This window comes from Paenibacillus rhizoryzae (genome assembly GCF_059686995.1).
The window spans coordinates 108,055-132,478 of sequence record NZ_JCAALT010000001.1 but is presented as its reverse complement, the minus strand read 5'-3'; the positions used below and the strand labels follow the sequence as shown (position 1 = coordinate 132,478).

Annotated in this window: 18 protein-coding genes; 7 read left to right on the top strand and 11 right to left on the bottom strand. The window is 49.8% G+C overall.

Going from position 1 to position 24,424, the window contains the following annotated elements:
- Positions 1-371: 371 nt before the first annotated feature.
- Entirely contained in the window at positions 372-1,169 is a 798-nt protein-coding gene (locus AC6ESO_RS00510) for a class I SAM-dependent methyltransferase (RefSeq protein WP_497089722.1), read from the top strand.
- Positions 1,170-1,379: 210 nt separating this feature from the next.
- On the opposite strand, the gene AC6ESO_RS00505 is transcribed toward AC6ESO_RS00510, so the two are convergent.
- The 3 genes from AC6ESO_RS00505 to AC6ESO_RS00495 form a co-directional block, all read right to left on the bottom strand.
- A complete protein-coding gene (locus AC6ESO_RS00505; RefSeq protein ID WP_497089721.1) occupies positions 1,380-2,228 on the bottom strand; it encodes a helix-turn-helix domain-containing protein in 849 nt (282 codons plus the stop codon).
- Positions 2,229-2,288: 60 nt separating this feature from the next.
- Entirely contained in the window at positions 2,289-3,035 is a 747-nt protein-coding gene (locus AC6ESO_RS00500; protein WP_210654958.1) for a phytanoyl-CoA dioxygenase family protein, read from the bottom strand.
- 151 nt (positions 3,036-3,186) lie between these two features.
- The gene (locus tag AC6ESO_RS00495; protein WP_494816882.1) at positions 3,187-3,996 is read right to left on the bottom strand and encodes a phytanoyl-CoA dioxygenase family protein; all 810 of its coding nucleotides are present in this window, start codon (positions 3,994-3,996) and stop codon (positions 3,187-3,189) included.
- A 146-nt stretch (positions 3,997-4,142) separates the two neighbouring features.
- On the opposite strand from AC6ESO_RS00495, the gene AC6ESO_RS00490 reads away from it, so the two are divergent.
- Positions 4,143-4,952, top strand: a complete 810-nt coding sequence (locus AC6ESO_RS00490) for a helix-turn-helix domain-containing protein (RefSeq protein WP_497089720.1) — start codon at positions 4,143-4,145, stop codon at positions 4,950-4,952.
- A gap of 425 nt (positions 4,953-5,377) precedes the next feature.
- Positions 5,378-6,046, top strand: a complete 669-nt coding sequence (locus AC6ESO_RS00485; RefSeq protein WP_497089719.1) for a putative endonuclease domain-containing protein — start codon at positions 5,378-5,380, stop codon at positions 6,044-6,046.
- A 346-nt stretch (positions 6,047-6,392) separates the two neighbouring features.
- On the opposite strand, the gene AC6ESO_RS00480 is transcribed toward AC6ESO_RS00485, so the two are convergent.
- Positions 6,393-9,539, bottom strand: coding sequence for a diguanylate cyclase domain-containing protein (locus AC6ESO_RS00480; protein WP_497089718.1), 3,147 nt, complete (start codon positions 9,537-9,539; stop codon positions 6,393-6,395).
- 165 nt (positions 9,540-9,704) lie between these two features.
- Positions 9,705-10,490: a phospholipase D-like domain-containing protein gene (locus AC6ESO_RS00475; RefSeq protein ID WP_497089717.1), complete on the bottom strand. Its 786-nt coding sequence runs from the start codon at positions 10,488-10,490 to the stop codon at positions 9,705-9,707.
- 179 nt (positions 10,491-10,669) lie between these two features.
- Between AC6ESO_RS00475 and AC6ESO_RS00470 the strand changes: the two genes are divergently transcribed.
- The 3 genes from AC6ESO_RS00470 to AC6ESO_RS00460 are packed head-to-tail and all read left to right on the top strand — an operon-like array spanning position 10,670 to position 14,297.
- Positions 10,670-12,082 carry a spore germination protein gene (locus tag AC6ESO_RS00470; RefSeq protein ID WP_497089716.1) on the top strand — a complete coding sequence of 471 codons (1,413 nt, stop codon included), beginning with the start codon at positions 10,670-10,672 and terminating at the stop codon, positions 12,080-12,082.
- Between the two features lie 9 nt (positions 12,083-12,091).
- Positions 12,092-13,186 (top strand): GerAB/ArcD/ProY family transporter, encoded by a 1,095-nt coding sequence (locus AC6ESO_RS00465; RefSeq protein ID WP_497089715.1) that lies wholly within the window; start codon positions 12,092-12,094, stop codon positions 13,184-13,186.
- Positions 13,179-14,297 carry a Ger(x)C family spore germination protein gene (locus AC6ESO_RS00460; RefSeq protein WP_497089714.1) on the top strand — a complete coding sequence of 373 codons (1,119 nt, stop codon included), beginning with the start codon at positions 13,179-13,181 and terminating at the stop codon, positions 14,295-14,297. Before AC6ESO_RS00465 ends, AC6ESO_RS00460 begins: the two co-directional genes overlap by 8 nt.
- On the opposite strand, the gene AC6ESO_RS00455 is transcribed toward AC6ESO_RS00460, so the two are convergent.
- The 6 genes from AC6ESO_RS00455 to AC6ESO_RS00430 form a co-directional block, all read right to left on the bottom strand.
- Positions 14,294-16,858 carry a glycoside hydrolase family 2 protein gene (locus AC6ESO_RS00455; protein WP_497089713.1) on the bottom strand — a complete coding sequence of 855 codons (2,565 nt, stop codon included), beginning with the start codon at positions 16,856-16,858 and terminating at the stop codon, positions 14,294-14,296. The genes AC6ESO_RS00460 and AC6ESO_RS00455 overlap by 4 nt on opposite strands.
- Before the next feature lie 246 nt (positions 16,859-17,104).
- Complete coding sequence (locus AC6ESO_RS00450; RefSeq protein WP_497089712.1) at positions 17,105-17,866, bottom strand: hypothetical protein; 762 nt, start codon at positions 17,864-17,866, stop codon at positions 17,105-17,107.
- Positions 17,867-17,882: 16 nt separating this feature from the next.
- Positions 17,883-18,557, bottom strand: coding sequence for an NAD-dependent epimerase/dehydratase family protein (locus AC6ESO_RS00445; protein ID WP_497090463.1), 675 nt, complete (start codon positions 18,555-18,557; stop codon positions 17,883-17,885).
- Between the two features lie 169 nt (positions 18,558-18,726).
- Positions 18,727-19,143 (bottom strand): DUF4037 domain-containing protein, encoded by a 417-nt coding sequence (locus AC6ESO_RS00440; protein WP_497090462.1) that lies wholly within the window; start codon positions 19,141-19,143, stop codon positions 18,727-18,729.
- A gap of 80 nt (positions 19,144-19,223) precedes the next feature.
- Positions 19,224-20,489 (bottom strand): DUF5050 domain-containing protein, encoded by a 1,266-nt coding sequence (locus tag AC6ESO_RS00435; RefSeq protein WP_497089711.1) that lies wholly within the window; start codon positions 20,487-20,489, stop codon positions 19,224-19,226.
- Positions 20,490-20,642: 153 nt separating this feature from the next.
- The gene (locus AC6ESO_RS00430) at positions 20,643-23,093 is read right to left on the bottom strand and encodes a GH116 family glycosyl-hydrolase (RefSeq protein WP_497089710.1); all 2,451 of its coding nucleotides are present in this window, start codon (positions 23,091-23,093) and stop codon (positions 20,643-20,645) included.
- Positions 23,094-23,362: 269 nt separating this feature from the next.
- On the opposite strand from AC6ESO_RS00430, the gene AC6ESO_RS00425 reads away from it, so the two are divergent.
- Complete coding sequence (locus AC6ESO_RS00425; protein ID WP_497089709.1) at positions 23,363-24,349, top strand: LacI family DNA-binding transcriptional regulator; 987 nt, start codon at positions 23,363-23,365, stop codon at positions 24,347-24,349.
- Positions 24,350-24,424: the final 75 nt, after the last annotated feature.

Here is a 24,424-nt window from a genome sequence, read left to right as displayed (position 1 = left end):
GCAAATAGCGATTCTGCCCGATCGTCGGCAAACCCTATAAAATCGCAAAAAAACTGCAGCATCGCAATGCTGCAGTCTGCGTTGAAAAGGGATTACTTCTTCCCGTCTACTGTAACTTCTTCCGAAACTGACACGACAGAATGACTACAATCATTTAAAACCTGACATGATGCATTGGAAGAATTAGGAAATCATGTTATGGTAAAATCATTCCTATGAAAGCGGGTGATCGATGTGACTACATCAACCGTAATTATAAATGAAGGCAATAAATATTTTTGGTGAATTTCGCAACCTTAGCAATTTATCGACTACTGGCAGTTCAATTATGGCTAATCATTATCACCCATAATTAGGGAGGTCATCCAAATATGCAACGACCCCAAATATGGCACTATGGCCTTGTCGCGCGGGCGCATGCCGAATTGTGGACGGAAGTTGGTCCGGAAGCGGCGTACTACAAGAAACTGATCGAGACGTCCGGACAACCGGCGCTTGATCTGGGCTGCGGCGGTGGACGCTTGTTGCTCTTCTGTTTGCAGGCTGGTCTCGATGTGGATGGCTGCGACTACTCGGAGGATATGCTTGCAGTCTGCCGGGAGCGAGCAGCAAAGCAAGGCCTTTCACCCCAGCTCTATGCGCAGGCTATGCACGAGCTGGATCTTCCCCGACGCTACAGGACGATATTTGCCTGCGGAGTGATTGGTCTCGGTGGAGAGCATCGTCTAACTATGCAGGCCATGCAGCGCTGCCATGAGCATCTACGTCCAGGCGGCACGTTTGCATTCAACTATGCAGTGCGATGGAATGAGCCGTCCGCTTGGCTAGCGAGGTTGCCTGAGTACGGGCGGGCTGAACCTGATGGATGGCCCGCATCCAGCGAGCGCCAGCGCTTGGCCGACGGAACGGAACTTGAAATCGCTGCCCGGTCACTTGAAACGGATCCCTTGGAGAACGTCGCCACCCGTCAGATGCGGCTTCGGCTGTGGCACGAAGGAAACCTTATCAAGGAAGAAGTTCAAACGCAAAGGTTGGATGACTATACGAAGAACGAGTTGGTGTTGATGCTTGAGCGTGCTGGCTTCGGCGACATACAGATTTTTGGAGATTTCAGCGATGAACCAGCTACAGCAGACCACCATGAACTAATCTTTATCTGCCGAAAGTAAAATCGCGTCCCAACCAAAACTCTGACAACGTGATCATAATCTAAAGCCTGCCGGCATTGCCGTCAGGCTTTATTTTCAGATGAGGAGGTGTTAGCTGGATTTGTTTAAAAATATTGCCACTCAGAGCGAGTGCTCGGTTCGTGAATGCAAAAAAACGACCAAGCTCTGCTGGGGGGCGAGAGCCGGGCCGGGTGATACCGAGCGGTTCTATTATTGTTTCCGGAATAGTCTTGGCGGCAAGCTGAACCGTTTCTTAAAGGCACGTTCAAAATGCGGAAGCGTATTAAAGCCGGATGCAAAGCAAATTTCCGTAACAGGCAGCTGTGTCGTCTTCAGCAGCGACTTGGCAAATTGCAGCCTCAGCTCCTGTACGTAGCTTTGGAAGGTGGAGCCTGTCCCTTTCCGGAAGCATTCGCTGAAATAATTAGCGGACAGTCCGCAATAGGATGCCACTTCTTCAAGCGGGATGGCTTCTCGGAAATGATGCTGGATATAGATCAGCGCTTTACGTACCGATGATTGAACCGGCTGAATAGGGTCAGGCGTTGAGACTTGCGTCGGCTGGGTTCCTTTGCATTTGCGCGAGAGGTCGATGAGCAATCGCTCTACACTGCCTTGGATCAGCAGGTCGCTGCCTGCTTGCCAGTGCAGCGTTTCATCCCAGATGCGCTCGTACTCCCGTTCGATCGTATCGATTTCTTCCCCAACATACCAGTACGTATGCTCCGTATTCGGACCGAAAAGCAGCTCGAAGAGCGGTTCTCGGATAAATTGCTCTTTGAAAATAAAGTCGTACAGCTGGAGCGTCTCTCCCGGATCGGACTTTAAGCTATGAAAGTCGGCCGGGGTCAGCAGAAATGCCGAGCCCCTCGTAAGCCGAGTTGGCACGCCGTTCAGCACATGCGTACCGCTGCCGGATACAACAAAGCCCATTTCAAAAAACTCATGCCAATGCGTATCAATCAATCCGTCAATGGAATGCTTGAAGAGGCGGAAGGGAGCAGACAAAGTCATATAACTGTCGTTTAATAATCGTTCTGGGCCTTTATAGACGCTCATCTCACTCTGCCTTTCGCCTGTAGTTGATGGTTAATCGTGCGGTTCTCTTCGTTATCCGTATTATACGTTAACGAAGTCACTTCCTGCGATATCTTTACCGCGAGCAAGCCAAATCTTGAAGTTCGGGTTTTTCTCCGGAATGACGCGTGCTTCGGTAGAGAAGTAACGCATCGTGTATCCGCAGCGGCGGAACGGGCTCGGGTTCGGCGTAGCGCCGTGAATGATCCGCGAGTCGTGGATCGAGCATTGTCCCGGCTCCAGCTCGAAGTATACGGCTTTGGATTCGTCAATGTTCTTGATTTGCGTGTTGAAGATGCTGTCATCTGTATCGACGTCTTCATAATCGGAGAAGCCGTTGCTGTGAGTACCCGGAATGACGCGCATACAACCATTTTCTTTCCAGCTGCGGTCAATGGCAAGCCATACGGTTGCGATTTTGTCATAGCGGCTCAGACGGCCTTTCCAATACGCGGAATCTTCATGCCAAGGTGTCTGTTTGCCAATGAGCGGCTCCTTGCAGATAAAGTGACTCGACCACAAACCGATGTTCGGTCCAATGATCGGCTCCACCAAATCAAGCACTTCATCGCTTAGCAGAAACTTCAAGAGACGCTCGTCGCGGAAATGCGGCGTGTCGAGCTCGCTGTTCAGGCGACGGCCGACCAGCTCCCATTGTTCCTCGAAGATTGCGGATAGTTCAGCTTGTTTCTCAGCGCTGAACAATTGGTTCTTGTACAGGGTATATCCATTTGTATTGTAAAAATCCACTTCTGCTTGCGTCAATCGACCGTTTGCGATATTGGACATTTGAATGCCTCCTAGCGATATTAATCTGTTTCTATTATCGCTCGCTTCGGCAACCATCTGCTTCGCATCTTCACCGATAAAGTATGCATATCTTCGGCAATCCATACGAGCCGCAGCACCATCCGGTGCTGTGGCTCGCATTATCAGTTCATTAATGATACGTAAATTCTCCCATTTCGACGCCGCATGGACCGCCGTCCGGATTTCCTTCCAGCTCGACCTTTGTTCCGTCTGCTTTGTAGAGCGGGTTGTAATGTACATTTATCCGGCTCGCGGAAGAGTTCGCATAATGGCAAATAAACGCACGGCGGAATTGGTCCTTCGTTTTGTTCCGATATGAGCCGTGGATCAAATTCCCATTAAAGAACAGCACATCGCCCTTCTCCATAATGACCGGCATGACAACGCCGTCTTTAGGCGGTTTCACATAATGGGTCGTGAAGGATTCCGTCGTATCGGCCTCATCCGGACATGAAATTTCATGTGCATGCGTCTTCGGAACAACGAGCAGTCCGCCATTCTCTTCATAAGCGTCATCGACAGCTGTCCATGCCGCAATGCAGTTGCCGGGTTCAACCTGTAAATAGAAATTATCTTGGTGCAGCGCTTGGCCTCTGGAGCCGGGCGGCTTGTAGTAGAACATACTTTGCGCCGCATACGCTTCTTCTCCGTATAGATCGGCCAGCACTTCCATAACCGGTTGATGGAGCATATATTTCATCGCCGTGTCGTTATACCGATGCGGATGCATGACACGCGGATAACGCTGCAGCGGATCGGTAACACCCTGCTCAAGATTAGGTTCAAAATAGCCCGGAATCGTCTCATGACTCATCGTATCAAAGGTCTCTACAATTTCAGACAGATCTGAAGGCGCGAATAACCCTTTCACAATGAGATACCCTTCCTTATCGAATTGCTGCTTTTGTTCTGCCGTGAGAACTCGCAAAGCGTCTGACATTCCACTTCCCCCTAGTAAATAAGTAGATGCTTACAGTACATCACTGTATCTTTATTGTAGTTAATTTCATGCGAATGCAGAAGTAAGAATGTTGCTAATTACTCCTACTATCCTGCTATAATGAGTTTCAGAGGAGTGAGCCGGACATGAGCACAAAGGGACCCGAATTACCTTCCTATATCAAGGAACAAGGCGGAAACAGGGTCATCGCCAACCATTTCCAACAGCCTGACAACTACTCCATTAAACGGTCAGAAGGGATGGGTGATTGGCTCATCACCTATACGATTGCAGGCGAAGGTTATTTTCAGATCGATGGAGTGGAGCGATTCTGCCAGACAGGGGATGTAACGCTGATGCAGCCCGGTGTGCCTCACCAATATGGCACGCGTATCGGGAGCACCTGGAATTTCGTATGGGCGCACTTCACACCTCGGTTTATGGAGACTAGCCTGCTCCCGAACGAGAGGCTGCTTATTCATGCGATCGACAGTAATGTAGCAAGGAATCGCATCCATCAAGCGTTCAATCGGTTAATTTCCGATTCCATCGAGCGGAGCTTATACTGGAACGAATTATGCGAGAGTGCGATGCGCGAAATCCTGCTGCTGCTCGCCCAGCGATTGTCCAAGCAAGTGGATCCCCGCATAGAAGAGATCCGGCACTTGCTCTCTACACGTATGCAGGATCCGATTCGAATCGATGAATTGGCCCAAGCAGTCGGACTATCGCCATCAAGACTGTCTCACTTATATAAAGAATCCACCGGGTCATCCATTGTTGATTCACTCAACGACATGCGAATCCGCCAAGCCGCCCTCCTGCTCGAGCATACCGACCGGCAGGCCTCCGAAGTCGCGCTCGATGTCGGCTTTCAGAACTATAATCACTTTGCAGTTCAATTCCGCAAACGGTATGGCATGAATCCACGTGCGTATAAGCATCGCGAGTTATGAGCTATGGGTGCGCTTTGTAGCGTGATCGCAGGAGTCGGCGCTGGAGCAGCGGATAGCATCTATATAACAAAATGTTGCGTAACATGCAGCATTTAACCATAATCCCCCCTTTTATCACTTGTTTGTTGCTCAAAAAGCAAGATTTCACTACTCATGTTACTTAAAATTGTCATATTCATCGAAAATGTTGTTTTTCACGCAATATTTAGTCGAGTTGAGCGAGTAACAGTCTGAAATGATGCAAGATAAGCAACATTTGCTGCGAACCTCAACACCCCCTCTTAACTCCGAACAAAACCATCACTATCTCCCTTCTGTTTCCATGTGCTATACTGAACCTAGACGAAGAACGTCCTTTTAGCCGCATGCGGCGAAGGGACGTTCTTTTTTTATTTTCATAGAGGAGAAAGGAGCGTTAGGCGTACATGTTGGATTTTGAAGTAGAGCATGCACTGTTTCTGGAACACCATCTGTCCAAGCGATCAGGCGAGCGCAAAGGGAGATTATTAAGAGGGCATCAGTATGCGGAAAAACTATTACTGCAAAATGTGTGGTGGCCCCTTTTTGGCAGCTTCGAGCACTTGCATCCGGAATATGAAATTCATGATTGGAACCGCAAATCACAATTTCTCGACTTTGCGTTTCTCCCCCCTTACGGGCGTTTTGGCTTGGAATGCGATGGGTATCAAAGTCATGTAAAAGATATGGATCGAGAGAGCTTCAGCTATTCGCTCAATCGTGATACCTTTCTCACGGGAATAGGTTGGAAAATGATTCACTTCTCCTTCGACGATGTGCTCAAACGCCCTGATGTATGCCGAATGCTTCTACAGTTGGTACTCGGCCCCTACCTGATTCGGCCTCATTCACCTATGTTGCTCCCGGCCGATGAGAAGGATGTGCTTCGCTATGCACTTCAGCTGAGTAAACCAGTACGGCCGAGGGACGTTATGCTTTACTTTCACATAAGCTTCCGCAGCGCTCGAAATCTTTTGCAAAATCTGTCCCGTCGTGGTCTGATGCAACCAATAACTCGCAATTGCTATACCACCAGCTACGAGTTAACCGATAATGCGGTTCTTCAATTGTTGTAAATTATTAGGTTCAAGCCAAGGTATCATACTCATTGCAAAATGTTGCATATTTGGCACTAATTCAGCTTGCTCACATCCTATTTGGACCAAATGTTGCACATAATGCAACATTTCTGCTGGAAGTTTGCCTGTAAAGCTTAAGGTAGTGGTAAATGCTGCAATCCCAGCATCATTTTCAAGATTTAAGGCGAAAACACGTCTATTTGTTGCATATTATGCAGTATTTTTCCTCCACAGAGTGTAAAGCCTTAGTGATAAATCAGAAAAAGCCCAAATTGACCTGGACTCCATTTATTAGACATCATCTAACAAATGGGACAGTTCAACCTGGGCTTTTTTTGTTTGATCATCCTTCAGAAAAAGTCACTTCCATTTGTTCATAAACGGCTGCGCAGTTTCGAGTCTTCTTCGCTTCATAGAGGCATTTGTCTGCGTAGCTAACCAGCATCTCTTCGCCTTCTTCAACCGTAGGGATTAGAGTTGCTGCTCCCAAACTGATGGTCAGGTAACTGCTCACCGTCGACTTACTGTGAGGGATGCGGTTATTCTCTATCCGTACCCTCACGAACTCGGCCAGCTCAGCTGCTTGTTGTCTAGTAGTATTCGGAAGTACGATGCCAAACTCTTCGCCGCCATAACGAGCGATGAAGGAATCCGGTATCTGAAGCGAATCCCGAATTTCGGAAGCGACCGTCTTGAGGCACGTGTCGCCGCCTTGATGACCGTAGGTGTCATTGTAGCTTTTGAAGAAATCGATATCCAGCATAATTAGCGACAATGGCGCATGATCGCCCCTATGTTTCTCCCACTCCGCGCGCAGCTGCTCATTGAAATATCTCCTGTTGTACACGCCGGTCAAGCCATCCAAGGAAGAGAGCTTCTTCAGCTCGTCGTTAGCGAGCTGCAGCTTGGACTCTACTGCAATCCGGCTAGTAATATCCGAGAGTGAAACGAGCACACTTGTAATCTGCCCGCGACTGTCCAGAACCGGCGCTGCATTACAGGAAACCATAACGGTGGACTGATTCGCCCGTTTATACACGAATTCGGAATTGGACACCACTTGCCCCGTTCGAAACACATGTGCGACCGGATAATCCTCCTTCGGCATAAGATGACCGCTAAAATCGTACAAGACCCAAGCGTCATCCGAATAGGTCCGACTAAGAATCTCTTCCTTACCTAAGCCGAAGACATCCTCGGCCATTTGGTTAGCCATCGTAATTTGTCCGGTTGCATCTACAACGACAATCGCGTTCGGGACCGTTTCGATGATGGTGCTCAGTCGCGATTCGCTCTCTTTTGCCGCTTGCTCCAGTTCCTTGCGCTGCGTTACATTCTGGAAGTAGATGGACAGTCCATCCTTCGACGGATAAATGTGCACGCCATACCAGGCTTGCAAGAACGGCAGATATTCCTCCGCAAAGACCGGCACTTGCTGTTTCATCGCTTCTTGATAAGAGCTGAATATAGCAGTACCGACGATATTCGGATAACAATCCCATAACAGTCTGCCCATAATGCTCTCACGACTGTTGCCGAGTATCCGCTCAGCTTCACTGTTTACATAAGAGAAGGTCCAGTCATTGTTCAGCGCCATAAACGCATCCGTGATGCTTTCCAAAATATTATTCAAACGGGCCTGCGTGACCTTGAATGCTTCCTCTGCTTGCTTTAACTGCGTAATGTCTCGGCTGACGGAAACAACTCCCTTCACATGACCCGCGTTATCGCGTAGCGGTGAATACGAGGTTTGATGGTAGGTGGAGCCGGTTGGCGAGCTGATCGCCCAATCCAACACGGTGTTTCTTTCAAGCAGCGCCTTCTGCTGGGCTTCTTCGTGAAGCTTCGCGTTGTCCGCACTGAGCAGCTCGTGAATGGTTTTGCCGGAATAGAACGCATGCGGATCATGGATAAGCGAATCCATAGATCTGCCGTACACACCGGTCAGCTTCAGTTCCGAATCAAAGGTAGATACCACTTCGTCCATCGATCCGACCAACAATCTGATCCGCTCTTCGTTCTCGATCATGGCCCGTTCAACCAAACGCTGCTCCGTCACATCAATGCCGATGCTAACAATCGAATCAAGTTCGCCTTGCTGCCCTTTCAGAATCGTATTCGACCAAGCAATCAGCCGAAGCTCCCCTGTCCCTGTCCGCCAATGGTTCTCATGACGGGTTTTCCCATTAGCGCTCATGAGGTTATCGAAATGCACCCGCACGGCCGGTTGTTCTTCTACCGGTACGAGAAAATCAATGATTGAACGCCTCTGAACCTCTTCGAACACATAACCGGTCACTTGCTCACAGTATTGGTTAAACCGAATGATACGACCATCCGGATCGGTGACAACAACGAGAGATGCCGCCGTCTCGATGATCGAAGAAACAAAGTTCCGTTCCGCACTTAGAGCCCCAACCTGTTCTAAAATCGTCTCCGACATGGAGTTGTAAAATCTACACAGCTGCTGAAATTCCAAGGTAGCGTTATTAAACACTTCCGGTTCGATGCGGTAATTGTAGCCGCCTTCTTTGATCTGTTTGACGCCTGTTAACAGATGGTTCAGCGGGTCTGTGATCTTCCTTGCTGTGCGGAACATAATGAAAACCGCCGCCGCCATCGCAAGCAAAATAAATAGACTCGTATATTTGAGCTCCGTATAAAGCGAGGCTAATACGTCTGCCTTGGCCGCTTCACCGATGACAAGCCAGCTGCCGTTATTCGCATACGTATACGCGCCGTAGACGGTTACGCCACGATAATTCGTATAAGCAGACTTGGACTTGCTGCTCAACTTTGCTCTCTCCATGATGGCAGTCCGAATAGGCTTCGAATCGAATTCGGTTGTACCGGCGCCAGCTCCCGTAATTAACTTATCTTCCGCATCGACGAGATAGGTTTGTCCACTCTTTCCGTAGGCGAATTGCTTCATCAAATGCTCGATGGTCGTCAAATCAACCGTTCCCGCAACAACGCCTAAGAATTGTTGATTCGCGTCCAGTACCGGAGCTGCAAACACGATGATCCGTTTCCCATCTCTCCGCGATACGATGACATCCGAAATAGACTCCTTGCCTTGCTGTGCTGCGATAAAATAAGGACGGTCCTTCACATTCAGATCGCTTTCGGATAAAACGCTGTAGCCTTCCTTATCGATCAAGCCCATGGCCTTAAATTCGTTATGTTTGCTTTGGGATAAGTTCAGTATGGATGCAATTTCACTCCGCTCCCACTTCTTCACGGAAGGCAGACTCGCGATCATACTCATTTCCGACATCCGGTCGGACATCCATTTATCAATGTACTGCTGCTGCAGTCTGATCGTTTGTTCCAGCTGATTATGAATATCCCGTTCTTGATGATCCAGCTCAAAGTAGGAGAAGATCGCGGTACAGAAAACACCGACTATGAGTACGAATACGACGCCTAACATGCGGAGCCTGCTGTTTAGCATATTGATCTTGAATCTGTTGCGGAGAAAGGTTCTCATAGGCAGTCACTCTCCTGCTGTAAGTCATAGACATAATTATCCTTCTTTTAGCATTTATTCGACATTTGTTTAAGCAATCCTTTAATTCACACCTTAATTTATGTCGAGTTTTGTCGTTCAAAATGGCGCTAAAAAAAGCCCGCGCAAAGCGCGGGCTCGCTCCATCTATTTCTCGCATGCAATGCCGTCCTTATCTCCATCAAGCTTCGTACTGTAGCCGGGATCGCCTTTGTGGAGCGGCGCTTTGCCGGCTTTCTTCACGGCGGCGCAGCTTCGGTAAACAACGGTTTTACCCGGTGCAGACTCGGCATCCTGAGCACCGGCCGAGTCCTCCGCTTCGTCGAGCGGCGACGTAACTTCAAGCGCATCCTCCGCTATGATAGGCGTTATCGCTTCAAAGCCACCTGTGTCCTCCCACATCTCTTGAAATTGCGCTGAGAAGGACTCGGCAACCTCGCTGTTGCGAAGCACCATCAGCACTTCATCGTTATCGGTGCTGGCGGATTTCGAATAATTGAATGAACCCGTCGTTGCAATTGCCCCGTCGGCGATCGTCATTTTCAAATGCATCAGCCCGCTGTGCTTGTTGATCTTCATCGGAATGCCTGCGCTGCCGAGCAGCTTAAGCGCTTCTTTCTGTGCTTTGCCGCCCGACTGGGTTCGGTCGGTTATGATGCGAACGGCAACCCCGCGCTTCTTCGCCTTCTTTATCGCATCGACGATATCCGGTTTCGTTAGGCTGTAGATCGCAATATCAAGCGAGGTTTCCGCGTCATTGATTACACCTATTAGCAGTTGATCCGGCTGACCTCCGGCCTGCGTAAATGCCCATTCCGCTTCAATATCTTTCACGGTAGCGGGCTGGGAGGACGAGGAAGAAGCATAGATAACGCCCACTGCAGCACAAGCTGCCAGGATAATAACGGAAAGGATGTATTTCATGATTTTCATGCTGAGAAGGCTCCTTCACTTGCCCGTTTTATCCTAGTTTACCACGAAGCGGTATAGATCAGCCAACGGGACCCTTCCTGCTGTTCGGCCCCTATACAGCTGACGCTTCCTAGTATTTGCATAAAAATCCCAGCCGCTCTTCATACTAAAGCGAGGCCATAATAGGATATGAAGAAAGTGTGGAATTTCTTGTGAAGGATGCTGCGAAGAAAACCGATCCTGAATTGCTTAGCCGGACGCTTCAAGCGCTCGAACATTGTGCGGACCTCGTACATCAGAAGTTCCCCCTTCACGCCATAGATCTGGTTTATTTCGCCCACCTGACGGGAAAAGAACAACTGCGCAAAGATGTGCTGGAGCCGTTCGGAGCCATTGACAAACACCAAGCACAAATTGAGGAGCAGCTGACACAATCCCAATATGTACAATCCGCTTCTTTGGATCAATTAACGCAAGGCATACTTGGCGGACAAGTCGCTATTTACTACAGCGGGCAAGCTTATCTGTACGACTCGTATTCGCCGGATGCCCGCTCCATCACCTCATCGGATACAGAAACCGTCATTAGCGGACCGCAGGATTCGTTCACGGAATCACTAAGCACAAATTTATCCCTCATCCGCAGACGACTTCAAGACGCTCGGTTAAAATCGTTATCTTTCAAGCTCGGCGATAAGTCTGCTTCGACGATGTCCCTCCTCTATCTCGAAGGTGCGGCCGACCCCGAGGATGTCCAGCTGATGTGCGGGAAACTGCGCGGCATTCAAACCGATATAGTGCTCGATACGAACACGCTCACGCAGTATTTGGACCCTAGAAATTTCACGGTTTTCCCTCAGTTTCTAACTACCGTGCGACCAGACGTAGCTGTGAGTAAGCTTGCAAAAGGCAATTTAGTCGGCCTGCTGGACGGAAGCCAGGTTGCATTCAGCGCACCTGCTACTTTCTATGAATTTTTCTCCTCGACGGACGATTATTACATGTCTTGGCTTGTCTCATCCGCTATACGACTTCTGCGATACATCGCTTTGTTTATTACGCTAGGCTTTACCGCGTTCTATGTTACTGTTGTCACCTATCACTACGAGATGATCCCGCCTTCGCTGCTAAATAACTTGATGGAGTCCCGTAACAAGGTTCCGTTTACGCCTTTAATGGAAGCCATCATTATGGAGTTTACCATCGAGCTGCTCCGTGAAGCAGGAGCCCGTCTACCAACCAAGGTTGGGACAACCATCGGCACCGTTGGAGGAATAGTCATTGGCCAAGCTGCCGTACAAGCCGGGATAACAAGCAATATTCTTATTATTTCGGTATCGATTTCCGCAATAGCATCCTTTGTCATTCCCAGCTACTCCATGAGCTCTGCGATACGGCTATTTAGGTTTGGCATCATTGTACTGGCTGGTTTGCTTGGCAACTTCGGACTCGTTATCGGGCTTGCATTATTCGTCATCCAGCTGTCCGGGAAAAATGCGTTCGGTGGTGCCGGTGCGTACATGTCACCTGGCAATTGGTTCGATATGATCGTTCGCGCACCGGTGCAATGGATAGACAAGGCCAGAAAAAACCCCAAATCGTCCACACGCTAGGAGTTCCCTATGGATGCGAAACTAACGTTTTCTCAAATCATCATCCTGGCCATTACGTTACAGTACGGCATTATTTCGTTCGAAATGCCGCGTTTTCTCGCTGAAGAATTTGGCTATAACGGGTGGCTGGCCCTGTTCGGATTCGGCGTTATTGCATCCGTCAATATATGGCTGATAGCTTTAGTCTATCGTTTCGGCAAAGGTGCCAGTATTTACAAGATCGCAAGACGCGTACTGCCTTCCGGTATTGTGGTTCTTCTCTGCAGTTTGCTTATCCTGCTATGGACCGTGTTAGGGGTCCTGATCAGCAAACAATATTTACTAATCTTGCGCTCCACGTCGTTTCCGACGATTAACCCTCTCTACTTATACATCCTGCTCGGAGCTCTCGTTCTATTGATGTTGAGCAAAGACATCATTGGTATAGCTACGGCTGCCGTGATTTTTTTTGTTTGTCTGTTTTGGCTGCTAATCCTGGTGCCGGGAACGTTAATCAATCATTTCAACTTTGCTCGCTTCACACCTTATTTGTTCAAAGATGCCGCGTTTACCTTACGAGGTATGATCAACATCTATTTTGCATTCCTAGGCTATGAATTGTCCCTATTGCTTTTTCCCTATTCAGGCAAAAAGACTCGATTAATGCAAGGTTTTCAAATTTCAAACCTCATTGTGACGCTGGTTTATTGTTTTATTGCGTTCCTTACCTTCAGCTTCTATAGCTTCGAACAGTTGAAACAGCTCGCCTATCCGTCTTTAAATACGTTATCGTTTATCCGCTTCCCGTTCATACAGCGCGTAGATGATTTCATCTTCAATCTCTTTCTGCTGCGAGCCCTTATTATTACAACCATGTATGTTTGGGCGGCACTTGAATTGGTCAAGAATATGGCGACAACGGCGAGGAAGCGACTTATTCCTTATTTGGCAATGGCACTCCTTGCTGTGATCGTCGTCATGTGGGATCGCGGTAATTTGCAGAAAACCGAACTATGGCTTCACTACGTGGGCATATCGGAAATCGGAGTCGCGTTCCTGCTGCCGGCATTGCTGCTTATTCTCATTTATATCGGTCATTGTAAGGGGCGGCGAAAACATGTATAAACGAGTATTTATGCTTCTTGCGCTCCTCTTGCTAACAGGATGCATCAAAGAACAGAAGCTTGAGGACCTGGGAATGGTAAACAGCGCGGCTGTCGACGCTGTGAAACAAGAGGATGGCACTTCGAAAGGAACCAAAATCACGGTTGCCGTTGCGATTCCCCGTATTGGGCCCGGAGGGCAGACACAAGTGACTAATTTGCAGACGGAATCGGAGTCTACGAAGGAAGCACGCCGTAAGCTTTCGCTCAAAACAAGCCAAATACTCGTCTCCGGCCAGCTTCAGAATTTAATATTCGGCAATGAAATCGCATCAACCGGAATATGGAAATACTTAGATTCTTATCGCCGCGACTATTCGGTTGGCGAGAAGATCCGTATCATCATTGCAAATGGGAGCGCGGTTAAATTACTAACCCATCCATACCCGAGTATCCCCTCCATCAGCGATCATATTAGCGCTCTCGTCGAGCAGGAAGGGAAAATAAACGAAGTGCCATCCGGCGACCTGTACGCATTTGTTCGCGATTATTACGATGACGGCATCGATCCCATTCTACCGCTGATCGCGCAGGAGAAGGATTACGTGCAAATTGACGGAATCGCACTATTTAGGGACGACAGTTACAAGGGTAAGCTGGGATCCGACGAGGCTGTCCAGTTCTTAATGATGCTTAAGAACATGAAGAACGGTGAGCTGCTTCTTAAATTCTCCAATAACGTTACGGGCATACAAGAAAGGGCTATGCTCTCTCAATTGATTACGAAACGATCGATCTCCGTTCATAAGGTCGGCTCCTCGAATGAGGTCACGTTAAATGTCCGGGTCAGCGGCATTATTCTTGAATATGACGGCAAACAGCATCTGGAGAAAGATACCCCCTTCACGCAGCTGGAGCAGGACATGTCCAAAGCACTGCGTGAAGAATTACAGTCGATCGTTAACCGGCTGCAATCGCTTGGCACAGACAGTTTAGGTTTCGGCATCGCCGTACGAAACAGCATGTCCTACGAATCTTGGAAACGTCTCGATTGGAAATCCGTCTATCCTAAACTGCCTGTCAAAGTTAACGTCCGAATCAAGGTCAGAGATACGGGGATGATTGAATCCTAAATTGGCAGATCACTCAAATTCATTCCTTCAACGTAAAACTGCTCCGGCGTCACCGGACCATTCATCGAACTAATTGTGAGCTGCTCCCCGGGAAGCAGCGTCACATAATTGCGATCCAAATGGATAAGCTGACTGGCATCCCGCTGAATCAAATAAACGCCAACTGCGGCCATCTCAGACAAATTGGCCAAAGTGAGCTGTTCCGGAAGGTCGCCTTGCCGAACTCGAACCTCTGCCGCAGGCAGTCTCCTGAGCGGTTCAAGCGGACAAGCCGCATTTACGGTAAAAAGGTACTCATTCGTTGCAATCTGCTGACTATGCTCGTCGCATACAGCCAATCGCAAAATCAGCACAGAACCGGGCAGATCCTCAACTTGCCATTCCAGCTTGCCAATATAACCGTTCAATCGTCCGACTTGCGCCAAGAAACGCTGGCTTTGAATGACCGCTCCGTCTGCCTGCGCCAGCTGCGCATCGACTGCAAAAGGCTCTAACTGCTGATCCGCCCGATCCGCATGCAGGAAAATCCCGCTGCCAAACGACTCACCTGCCCGGTAAGAAAGGCGATCATACCGCGCAGATACATGCAAGCCGCCAAATACTTTCTTCATTGCATAGTAAACCGGCTTTGGCATCCCGTCATATTCAAGCATGGAGGTGTTGGCATTGTTGGCGAACGGTTCGTTGCCCATCCAGATCATAAAACCCGAGGATCGAGGCTCTCTTCGACGTGTCGCCTCCGCCATGTACCGCAGCGATTCCAGCTGCAAATACCGGCTGGCCTGACAGTATTGCTCCAGCTCATCCCGCTCCTTGTCCCACGGGCCGAACATATCGGAGAGCTGCTCCCATTGAATCCACCATGCGCCGCGATGCAGCCAATAAGCATTATCCCTTGTAGGCGGCCATGGGGACATGCGATCAGCTAACCCGAGAATCCGCTCCACCCTTGAGGTGCCGGGCGTTCCTGTCTCCGTCTGGATCAAGCTGTCATTGTGATTGAAGAATCGATAGTGGTTCTCCTCTCCCAGGTACAGCCACGGTCCATGAACATCGTGATGAAGCCCTTTGCCGAACTCCTCCTCGGTTGCGCCGAATCTCGGGCCGGACGCGCTTGACGGGAAGAACTGGCGACCGGGGTCCAGCTCCTCCACCAGCTTCTTCAGCATCGCAATATTCCCATGTCGCTCATCTACCGGCGAGAAATTCTCCCACATCAGCTCATTGCCGCCGCACCATGCCATCAAACTCGGATGCGAGCGCTTCTCGGTCACGGCAGCCCGCGACACCCGCGACAGCTCCTTCAGAAATGCGGCATTATCCGGCGGACAATTGTTCAGCCCGCTGGAAGATTGCAGAAACTCCTGCCAGACGAGCAGCCCATGACGGTCACAGTATGCGTAGAAGTCTTCCTTCTCCGTAATCGCGCCGCCCCATACGCGAAGCAAATTCACGTTCATCGCCTTAAATCGACCAAGGTAATGCGAATAATCTTCGCTCGTGACACCGCCGAAGTACGGTGAAATCGGCACCCAATTCACTCCATTCAAGAATACCCGCACGCCGTTCACCAGCAGCGTATAAGGCAGCGCACCTGAAGGGGAATCCTCGTTCTGAACAAACTGAAGCGTGCGAAATGCAACTGTCTTCTCATCTGCAGCACATACTCGTCCATCCGCATCATAAACCGAAACCCTCGCCTGATAGATTGGCTGCTCCCCATAGCCGTTAGGCCACCAGCGGCGAACGGCTTCAATCGACATTTCATGTTCTAATCGACGTACGCCACCGCCCCGAACTTCATAGGTACTCCCTTCTCGATGTACCAGGTCGCCATGCTCATCGAGTAATTCACAAGCCAGCGTGTAGCTGCCCGGCCGCCAAATTTCCGCTGCCAAGCCATACAGCACCACACCGCCGTCACCCTCCTCAGCCGGAACAGCCTTCGGATAGAAATCAATCAACTTCAGCGCTGTATAACTGCGCAGGCTTACATCCTTCCATATGCCAACAGGCACGATGCGCGGGCACCAGTCCCAGCCGTAATTGAATCGCGACTTCACCTTGCTGATCTCATTCGAGTAGCCAATCTGCCCATCCAGCTCAGGACTCGGCAGAAAAACAAGCTGAAGACGATTCTCATTCCCAGCACCTACACGCAGCTTAGCCGCAACATCAATGGTCACCGGAAGGAACATTCCTTCGAAGGCCGCAATTTCCTCGCCGTTAAGATAAATGAATCCACGGTAATCCAGTCCTTCGAACACCAATTCACAGCGGTCCTGCACCCAACCTTCCGGCACTTCGAACCGTCGCTCATAAACCCAATCCCGGTGGTTCACCCACTCCAGCTCCATGCTCCGCAAGCCTTCGTTGGGATCAGGCAGCCAGCCCGCCGCGATTAAATCCCTTTGCACTGCGCCCGGCACTACAGCCTGCATTGCCGGCAGCATGGGGTTGATGCTAAATCCCAGCTCCATGCTCATACCGAGCTTCCACTGGTTGCGATTATAGCCGGTCACTGTCCATTCCTTGCCGCTAAGCAAGATGCGATTACTCATAAAACAAGCCCCTCTCAAGAGTTCGTGTTCAAAGTGGAACGGATGCCCGCCTTCTGCTGCTTGACTATTAAAAGGGAAAAGGCTGCATATTGCTTATTCCATTCGTCAACGATGACTTCTCCTCCTGCTCTGGGACCGCGACTCACCGTTTATAACACTTGCTGCATAAAAAAAGTCGAGAAACGTCCAACGGACTCTCCCGACACGCTTTAATAGATATAGCTTCAAGAATAATCAAACCAATCTTTAGCCTAACCCTGCAAGAACCAGCGTCAGCGCGCAAAGCAGCACGTTGAGTACCATCACTGCAAGCTGCGCAGGTTTTCGCTTAACCGCTGCGATAAAGGCAGTGAGCGAGTCGTTCCGGAGGTTTTGCTCTAGGTAGCTTTTGCACGAAATTTGAAAAATTCCTGCAACCGTCAAGCTGTTCGCCCGCATGATCAGCCATAACCCCGGATTCCACGCCCCGAGCACGATCAGCATTGGGGAAATGAGTACAGCAATATGGTAAAACCCGATCTGCTGCTTGAACGTGTAAATAACGAAGTTCCAATTCCATAACGTGTAGGAGATCGCCCAATAGATCATCGCTTCGTTTGTGGTGACGTAATACTTTCCGAGCCACTCCCCTTGCAGAACGAAGGACGATGCTATCAAAGCGATGCCCGAGATGACGTTGTAATAGCTTCGATTCTTGTAATCGGTCAGCGCCGCTTCCAAGATATTGATGCGAAGCAGCCACACAATGGTAGGAACGAGCCAGTTGTCCGGGAAGAAACCGAGGAAGGTGACGACAACCAATATTCGCCCGATCAGCAGCGTGGAGAGCTTCAGCTTTTCAAAGAAATCTGCCTTCAAGACCAATAAAATAACGATCGGAACGATGACATTCAGGATGCCATTCCCATAAAGCGGCGAGAATGCGGTAATGACCGTTCCACCGACGATTACAGCCAGAATGAGTTCAAATAGAATGGATTGCGGAAGCGGCGCTGGCTTCATCGACATCGGAATTCCTCGCAGTTCATGTGTGTTGTGAAGCTATTCGGTTGATATCATCGCTTTCAATGAGCGGCTTCGAATAACCTTGTTTGGTGATTAAAATCATGGCTCGCCCAACTTTATCCGATGATGTCATGGCGCTCTTGAAACCTCTCTCCAGCAGCGGATAGAACGGTCTCATTAGGATGTAAATGGCTTGATAAAGCTTGGTCTTAGACCTCACTCCATGCCGTGGAATAATCCCGCCGGGCCTGAACATGTAAGCGGCTTTAAAAGGCAGCTTCAGCAGATCGTTCTCCGTTTTCCCCTTTACTCGCGCCCACATGCTGCGACCTTTCTCCGTGCTGTCCGTACCTCTGCCCGTCACATAGATGAACGTCATCTGCGGATTCAACCGTGCCAATGTCTTCGCCACACTGAGCGTCAGATCATAGGTAATCGCGGTATAACGCTCCTCGCTCATCCCTGCGGACGATATGCCAAGACAGAAGAAACACGCGTCAAAGCCTGTTAATTGATTCTCGATGGCAGATAGATCCATCAAATTAGCCTGTTTGATCTCAGTCAATTTGGCATGCTTCTGTCCCGTCACATTCCGTCCGACTGAGGTAACCGCAGTCACTTGCGGATCTACGAGACATTCGCGAAGAGCGCTTTGCCCAACCATGCCCGTGGCGCCGAATAATAGTACGTTCATCATGAAATCCCCCTCTCGTAGCTTCATCTAGTATCTACCAACGATAGCAAATTAAACGATCGCTGAACAGTAGATTTCAAGGCTGATCGTGCCGATTCGCAGATTTACTTATGAAAATCAAAAAGGCTGGGCAGGTATCCCCCTGCCCAGCCTTTTAATCCGCTACAAGTTAACGTAATTGTTCTGCCTGCAATCGTTCCGTTTCCTGGACCAGCGCATCCATATCCTTCACGGCGGATGCCAAGACATTCCGTTCCGTCGATAACTGCGCGTAGCTCCGTTCAATTCGCTCAGCAAAGTCCGCCGGACTAATCGGGAAGCTCGCACAGGCTGCAACCGCACCTTTCTCATTCAGCATATACGTCCGATTGAGCGCAAACAACACCTGCGTCATGCAGCTCACTGCGCGAAACAGGTGACCCGCAACATAGGATACGTCACCGCGCTTCACACCTTTATGCGCGTTGGCAATCGAGAACACCGCCTCCCACATGAAGGTATCCGCAACCGCCTTCTGAAGCGCATCCGGATATGGCTTACATAAGAGCTTAAGCTGCTCCATTCGTCCATTCGGATCCCATAAGATTCGGCAAGCGGCCGCTTCTCCCCTATAGATGGGACTGCAGAAGGCTCATCACCTCCGTTTCCTGCATATCCGCCTGCTTATTATTCCCCTTCGATCTCAATCTCTTCAACGACCCGGATATCAGGGTTATAGAAGAACAGCTTCTTATCCAAAATATGCACATAATAAACCTTATCATCGCTCAGCTTCTGTGTGGTGTGATCCAGTAGATTCAGCCGATATAGCTGCTTGCTATATTCACTGTTGTTACTGAAATAGAGCCGATCGCCTTGAATATTAATATTGCGCGCATCCAGATCCGAGATTTTCGTTAAAGCCGATCCATCTGTATGCATGGTGTACAGCTTCCCTTTGAAATTGAAATACAGAGTCTGACCCTTCACTTCGACCCAGGTAATGTAATCCCCCGCGAGCAACTTTTTCTTATTGCGTCCATCGATGTCCATCACGAATAACTTCTGAGCTTCGATGGTGTAATAAATCTTTCCATTCGTCACCGCGATGCTGGATACCTGGTATTTCTCAAGCAGCTCTCTGGATGTGCCGTCCAGCTTCATGCGATACAGCGGCTTGTACATATAAGTGCCCTGCGTATAGTAAATCCAATCCCCAACTACGGATACCAGGTTTGCCCCCAGCCCAAAATCATGCACAAGCGTCCGGTTCGCCCCATCGATATCACACTTGAAAAGCTTGTTGTCGCTTGTATAGTACAATTGCTTTCCAACCAGATTCAGAGCCCCAACATACTTGTCCTCACTGACCAGTTGACTCTCCGAGCTATCGTACTTCGTTTTATATAACCTGCCGCTATCATCTTGATTGTTGTAATAGATCCATTCTTTGTCGCTTACATACCAGCCGCCGTTATTGAGATTGCCAATGGAGTTGCCATGAATCGGTTCCGATACAGCAGTGTGGATCTGAACGTGATGGTCCTCGTATTGGACCGTTGCTCCAAACACCTCCGAGAGAACCCGAAGCGGCACGAGCGTTCGCCCGTTAATCAGCTTAGGCGCTGCCTGAAGCATAAGCATAAGCGGCTCCTCATTCATTAAGATCGTCTTTGAGCCAATCTTCATGCGAATCGTTGCGGTTCCTTTGGTGACGATTACTTCGTTGTTGCTCCATCCTGTTATTTGGCCGCCCAGCTCATCCACGACAAAACGAAGCGGGACCAATACGGTTCCATGATCATTCATCGGCTTGGTATCGAATTCAATCATGCGATCATTTACCGCAACTGTGATAGCTTCCGCTTGCACCTCGGCTGCTTGTGCGAAGCTGCTCCCCGAGCTTATGAGGCATGTGCATACCAGCATGCCAATCAACCATTTCTTCATCATTTGAACACCTCGTCTATTGGAATCATTAGCTGGAAACGGACTCGCTTTCCTATCTAGACGAAGCTCAGAGGAGATAGTTGCACATTACAGGCAAAACAAAAGCTGTCCCAAAAGCCATAAACAGCACTTCTGGGACAGCCTCTCACTTACTTCTTACAGCGTAAACTCTTTGCCGCCTGCGTAGACCTTCACGCCGGAAGCTTCGCCATACAGTACTTTCACGTCGATCTCATACTCGCCATCGACCTGCTTCTGACTGTACGTTCCCCACGCGCGGCCCGTGCTCCAGAAGCCCGTATAATCCGCTTCATTAATAACAGGCGCGAACTTCATCTGGCCGCGGGCCATATCGAATTCGAAGCCGCTTAGTGCAATCAGGAGCCCCCAGCTGGACATCGACCTTGCATAGTGATGGCCGCACTCCACTTCATTCCAAGGGCTGCGGCGGAATCCGTCTTGGCGGTCGCGCACGGCTTTTACAATCGTTAGCCCCTCTTCAATGAACCCTTCGTAGATCAGATGCGTCGCTACGTGGTACTCAATACCGGTCCACACCTCATCGGAATACACGAATGGCAGCTTCGGACGGCCGCCTTCCGGCCACGAGCACAGCACTAAGCCCTTCTCATCATTAAGTGTATATGTCCGCTGGCAATTGACATGGTTGTAGAAATCTTCTTTAAAGTTATGCTTGAACACCGCATGAATCGCGCTTTGCACACGTTCCTTCGGCAGCAAATAACCAAGTCCGTACAAATGTGCAAGCTGCTGGCCAAGCAGTTGATCCGACAAACAGCCGATCCCATGCTGATACTTATGCGCATCCACGTCTTCGAGACGCTGCACATAGTACTCGCCGTTCCAGGTCAGCTCATCGAGTTGCTTGGAGCTCGTTTCGAATGCAGACGCATACTTCTTAGCCGTCGCTTCTTCACCTAAATACGCAGCCATTTCAGCCCCCGCGCGAAGTGCTCCTAAGAAGAATACGCCCGTAAGCGGGTTCGGTCCATAGAATTCAATATCATACGTATTATGCTGCACGCCATCAAACACCAGGTCGCCATCCGTATCCCAGTGCAGCGGCGCATAATTCAACGTCTTCTGGATCGAAGGCCACAGCTCGCGCAGAAAATCATCATCGCCTGTCAGCTTCCACTCGCGGTAGGCGCGCATGATGGTGCCCATCTGGCCGTCGGCAGCGGCAGGAGCAGAAGTGCCTTGCCATGTCCATTCCGACTGGAACATCTTAAACGCGCGGAAATTCATTTTGCCATCTTCTTCGACTTCCGTCAGAAACTCCGTTCTGCGCATGCTCTGCTCCAGCTCAGGGAAGAGGAACGCAAGCGTTTGGGCGTAGTTCCATACATGCGTACAGCTTCCGTCGCAGCACCCTTGATGATCGAAGCAGCCCTCATAGCCGAAGAACCGCCCGTCAATAAACCGGAAGCAGGTCGGGCTGCGCAGTACCGTGATGTTGCTCGAAATGGCATCAAGCACATGCGAGGGGAGCGTGGACGAGAACAGCGCACCGTGAAACAGCTTCGTTTCTTGCGTCAACCGCGCTTGATTACTCACCAGGTAAGAGGCCGCAGACCAAGCACAGTCGAACAAACCTGCGTAATAGTTCTGCGTGATATGGCGGTCCTCATCCTTCACGCAGATATGATCATTCCAGCCGTTGACGCGGTTTGGAAAATGCCATGCCAGCACGAACGCAAACGTCTTCGTCTCGCCGGGAGCCAGCGTCTCGCATACGCCGAGGGAGCCCGTATCCGTCCGGTTCTTCTCGGAAGGCGTATCGTAGCCAAGGTCATTCAGTTGGCCATCTTGGACAAAATCATCCCAGAACTCCTGCAGAAAATCGTACCAGCCGCCGCGAAACCACGCGCGTTTATGAGTTACCTTCGGATTCGTCGTTACCAGTGAAAGGCTGCCGAAATTCAGTTCCCCTTCGCCAAATGCGTTCGAGGTGAAGTTCAAGCCGGAGATCCCGCCATCCTCACGAAACTCGTTAAAGTTTCCGCCGGTATTGCGTAAATCCAAGTTACCGAACGAGTCATAATTCAATCCGCCGATCGGATTCATGAGCGAGCCTGCGATCGTGACATCGACCGTTTTATTCGATGTATTGGTGACTGTGTACGTCATAAATGCGCCTGGAATGCTGGAATCGTTCGTATTCAGCGGAATAAACGGCGTGAACGCTTCAAGCGAAACCTGTACAGGCAGCTCCTTATCTTCAAAATCCACCCAAACGAGCGGATACTCGCCGCGCATTGTCGACTTCTCAAGACGAGGCAATCCGGCGCCTGTAATCGGATGGTAGCCATGGGAGCGGCTGTGGGGCAGCGGTAATCTCGACTCCAGCACTTTCGCTACCGGCGCTTCGCCTTCTTGCTTCGCCCAGATGGAGAAGTAAGTGTTCGGCAGCAGATCGCCTTTACCCGGGCGGTTAAAGATTTCCCAATCTCTAAACTCCCCGCGGCTGCCGATCGAGATATTCCCCGTCCCGATTCCGCCTAGCAGAAAAGCCGCTTCCTTTGCTTCCTCCGAATATGTACGCTGCCCTGATGAATCGAATAATTGCTCTTTCGAATAAACCATTTGTCGATCGCTCCTTATAGGCTCGTTTATGGTTCTGCTATGAATGATGTACTGTTTAAGACTGCTTGTTAATTTGAGCTGCACGGGGTCACCGTGCACGTGAACGATTTTATTGTAGCAGTCATGTATATTTTTGTAAACGCTATTATTTTTGCAATCCAATTTCGTTTTTCCCTTATCGTGCACATGAACGGATTGACCTGAGCCCTCGTTCTATACTACGATTATCGCAAAACCATGAATCTAAAGTCGGGGGCTGCCGGAAGCTGATGAAAGTGACAAGTAAACAAATTGCGGAGCTGTGCGGAGTAACTCGGGGTACGGTCGATCGTGCGCTTAATAACCGTCCCGGCATCAATGGAGCTACGCGCGAGAAGATTATGAAGGTTGCCGGTGAACTCGGGTACCGACCGCATTTTCTGGCCCAAAGCTTGGTGAAAGGCGAAACGAAGACGCTCGGCATCGTGCTCTTCGACGTGTATAACCGCATCTTCTCGCAGCTGTTCCACTCTTTCGAAGCGGAGGCCAGAAGGCACGGTTATTTCGTCTACCTCGTGCTGACCAACAAGGACAAAGAGCTGGAAATGGAATATATCAACAATCTGCTGGACCGTAAGGTCGATGGCATTGCGCTGTCACCGGTTAACATGGGCACGGCCTTCGATACTTTCTTGAAGCAATCCGGCGTTCCGATCGTCACCTTCGCCAATCGGGTATCTGCTAAGGTGCCATTCGTCTGGATCGATGACAAACAAGCCATGAAAACAGCCGTCCACCATATCGCCGCCAAAGGCTACCGCCGGATTCTGTATGTCAGTCCACCGCTGCGATACAAGGGCAAGAGCAATATCTATGTGCCGGAGCAGCGTTATAAAGGGTTTCTCGAAGCCTGCTCCGAGCTGCCTGATATCCGTTATACCGTCATTACGGATTATGATTACATGGAAAGCTTGCTGCAGCTGATAACGGAATCGGACGAGAAGCCCGCGATTCTCTGCAGCAGCGATATCTACGCCCTCGACGTGATGCGGTTTCTGAAGGCGAACCATATCCGGATACCGGAGCAGGCAGGAATCATGGGCTTTGATAACATCGATATTCTTCACTACGTTGATCCTGCGCTGACTACGATTGATTTTCACGTTGATGAGATCGGACGCAGAGCCGCTGAATACTTAGTCGCCAGCATTCAAGGCCGAGACATCCCGCAGCGTACGAATGTTGCTTACACGATCATTGAAAGGGATTCGCTATAGACCAATGAAAAGACATGTCTAAATGATACCCCCACAGTAGGACGGATAATAGAGAATCCTGTCACGGATGGGGGT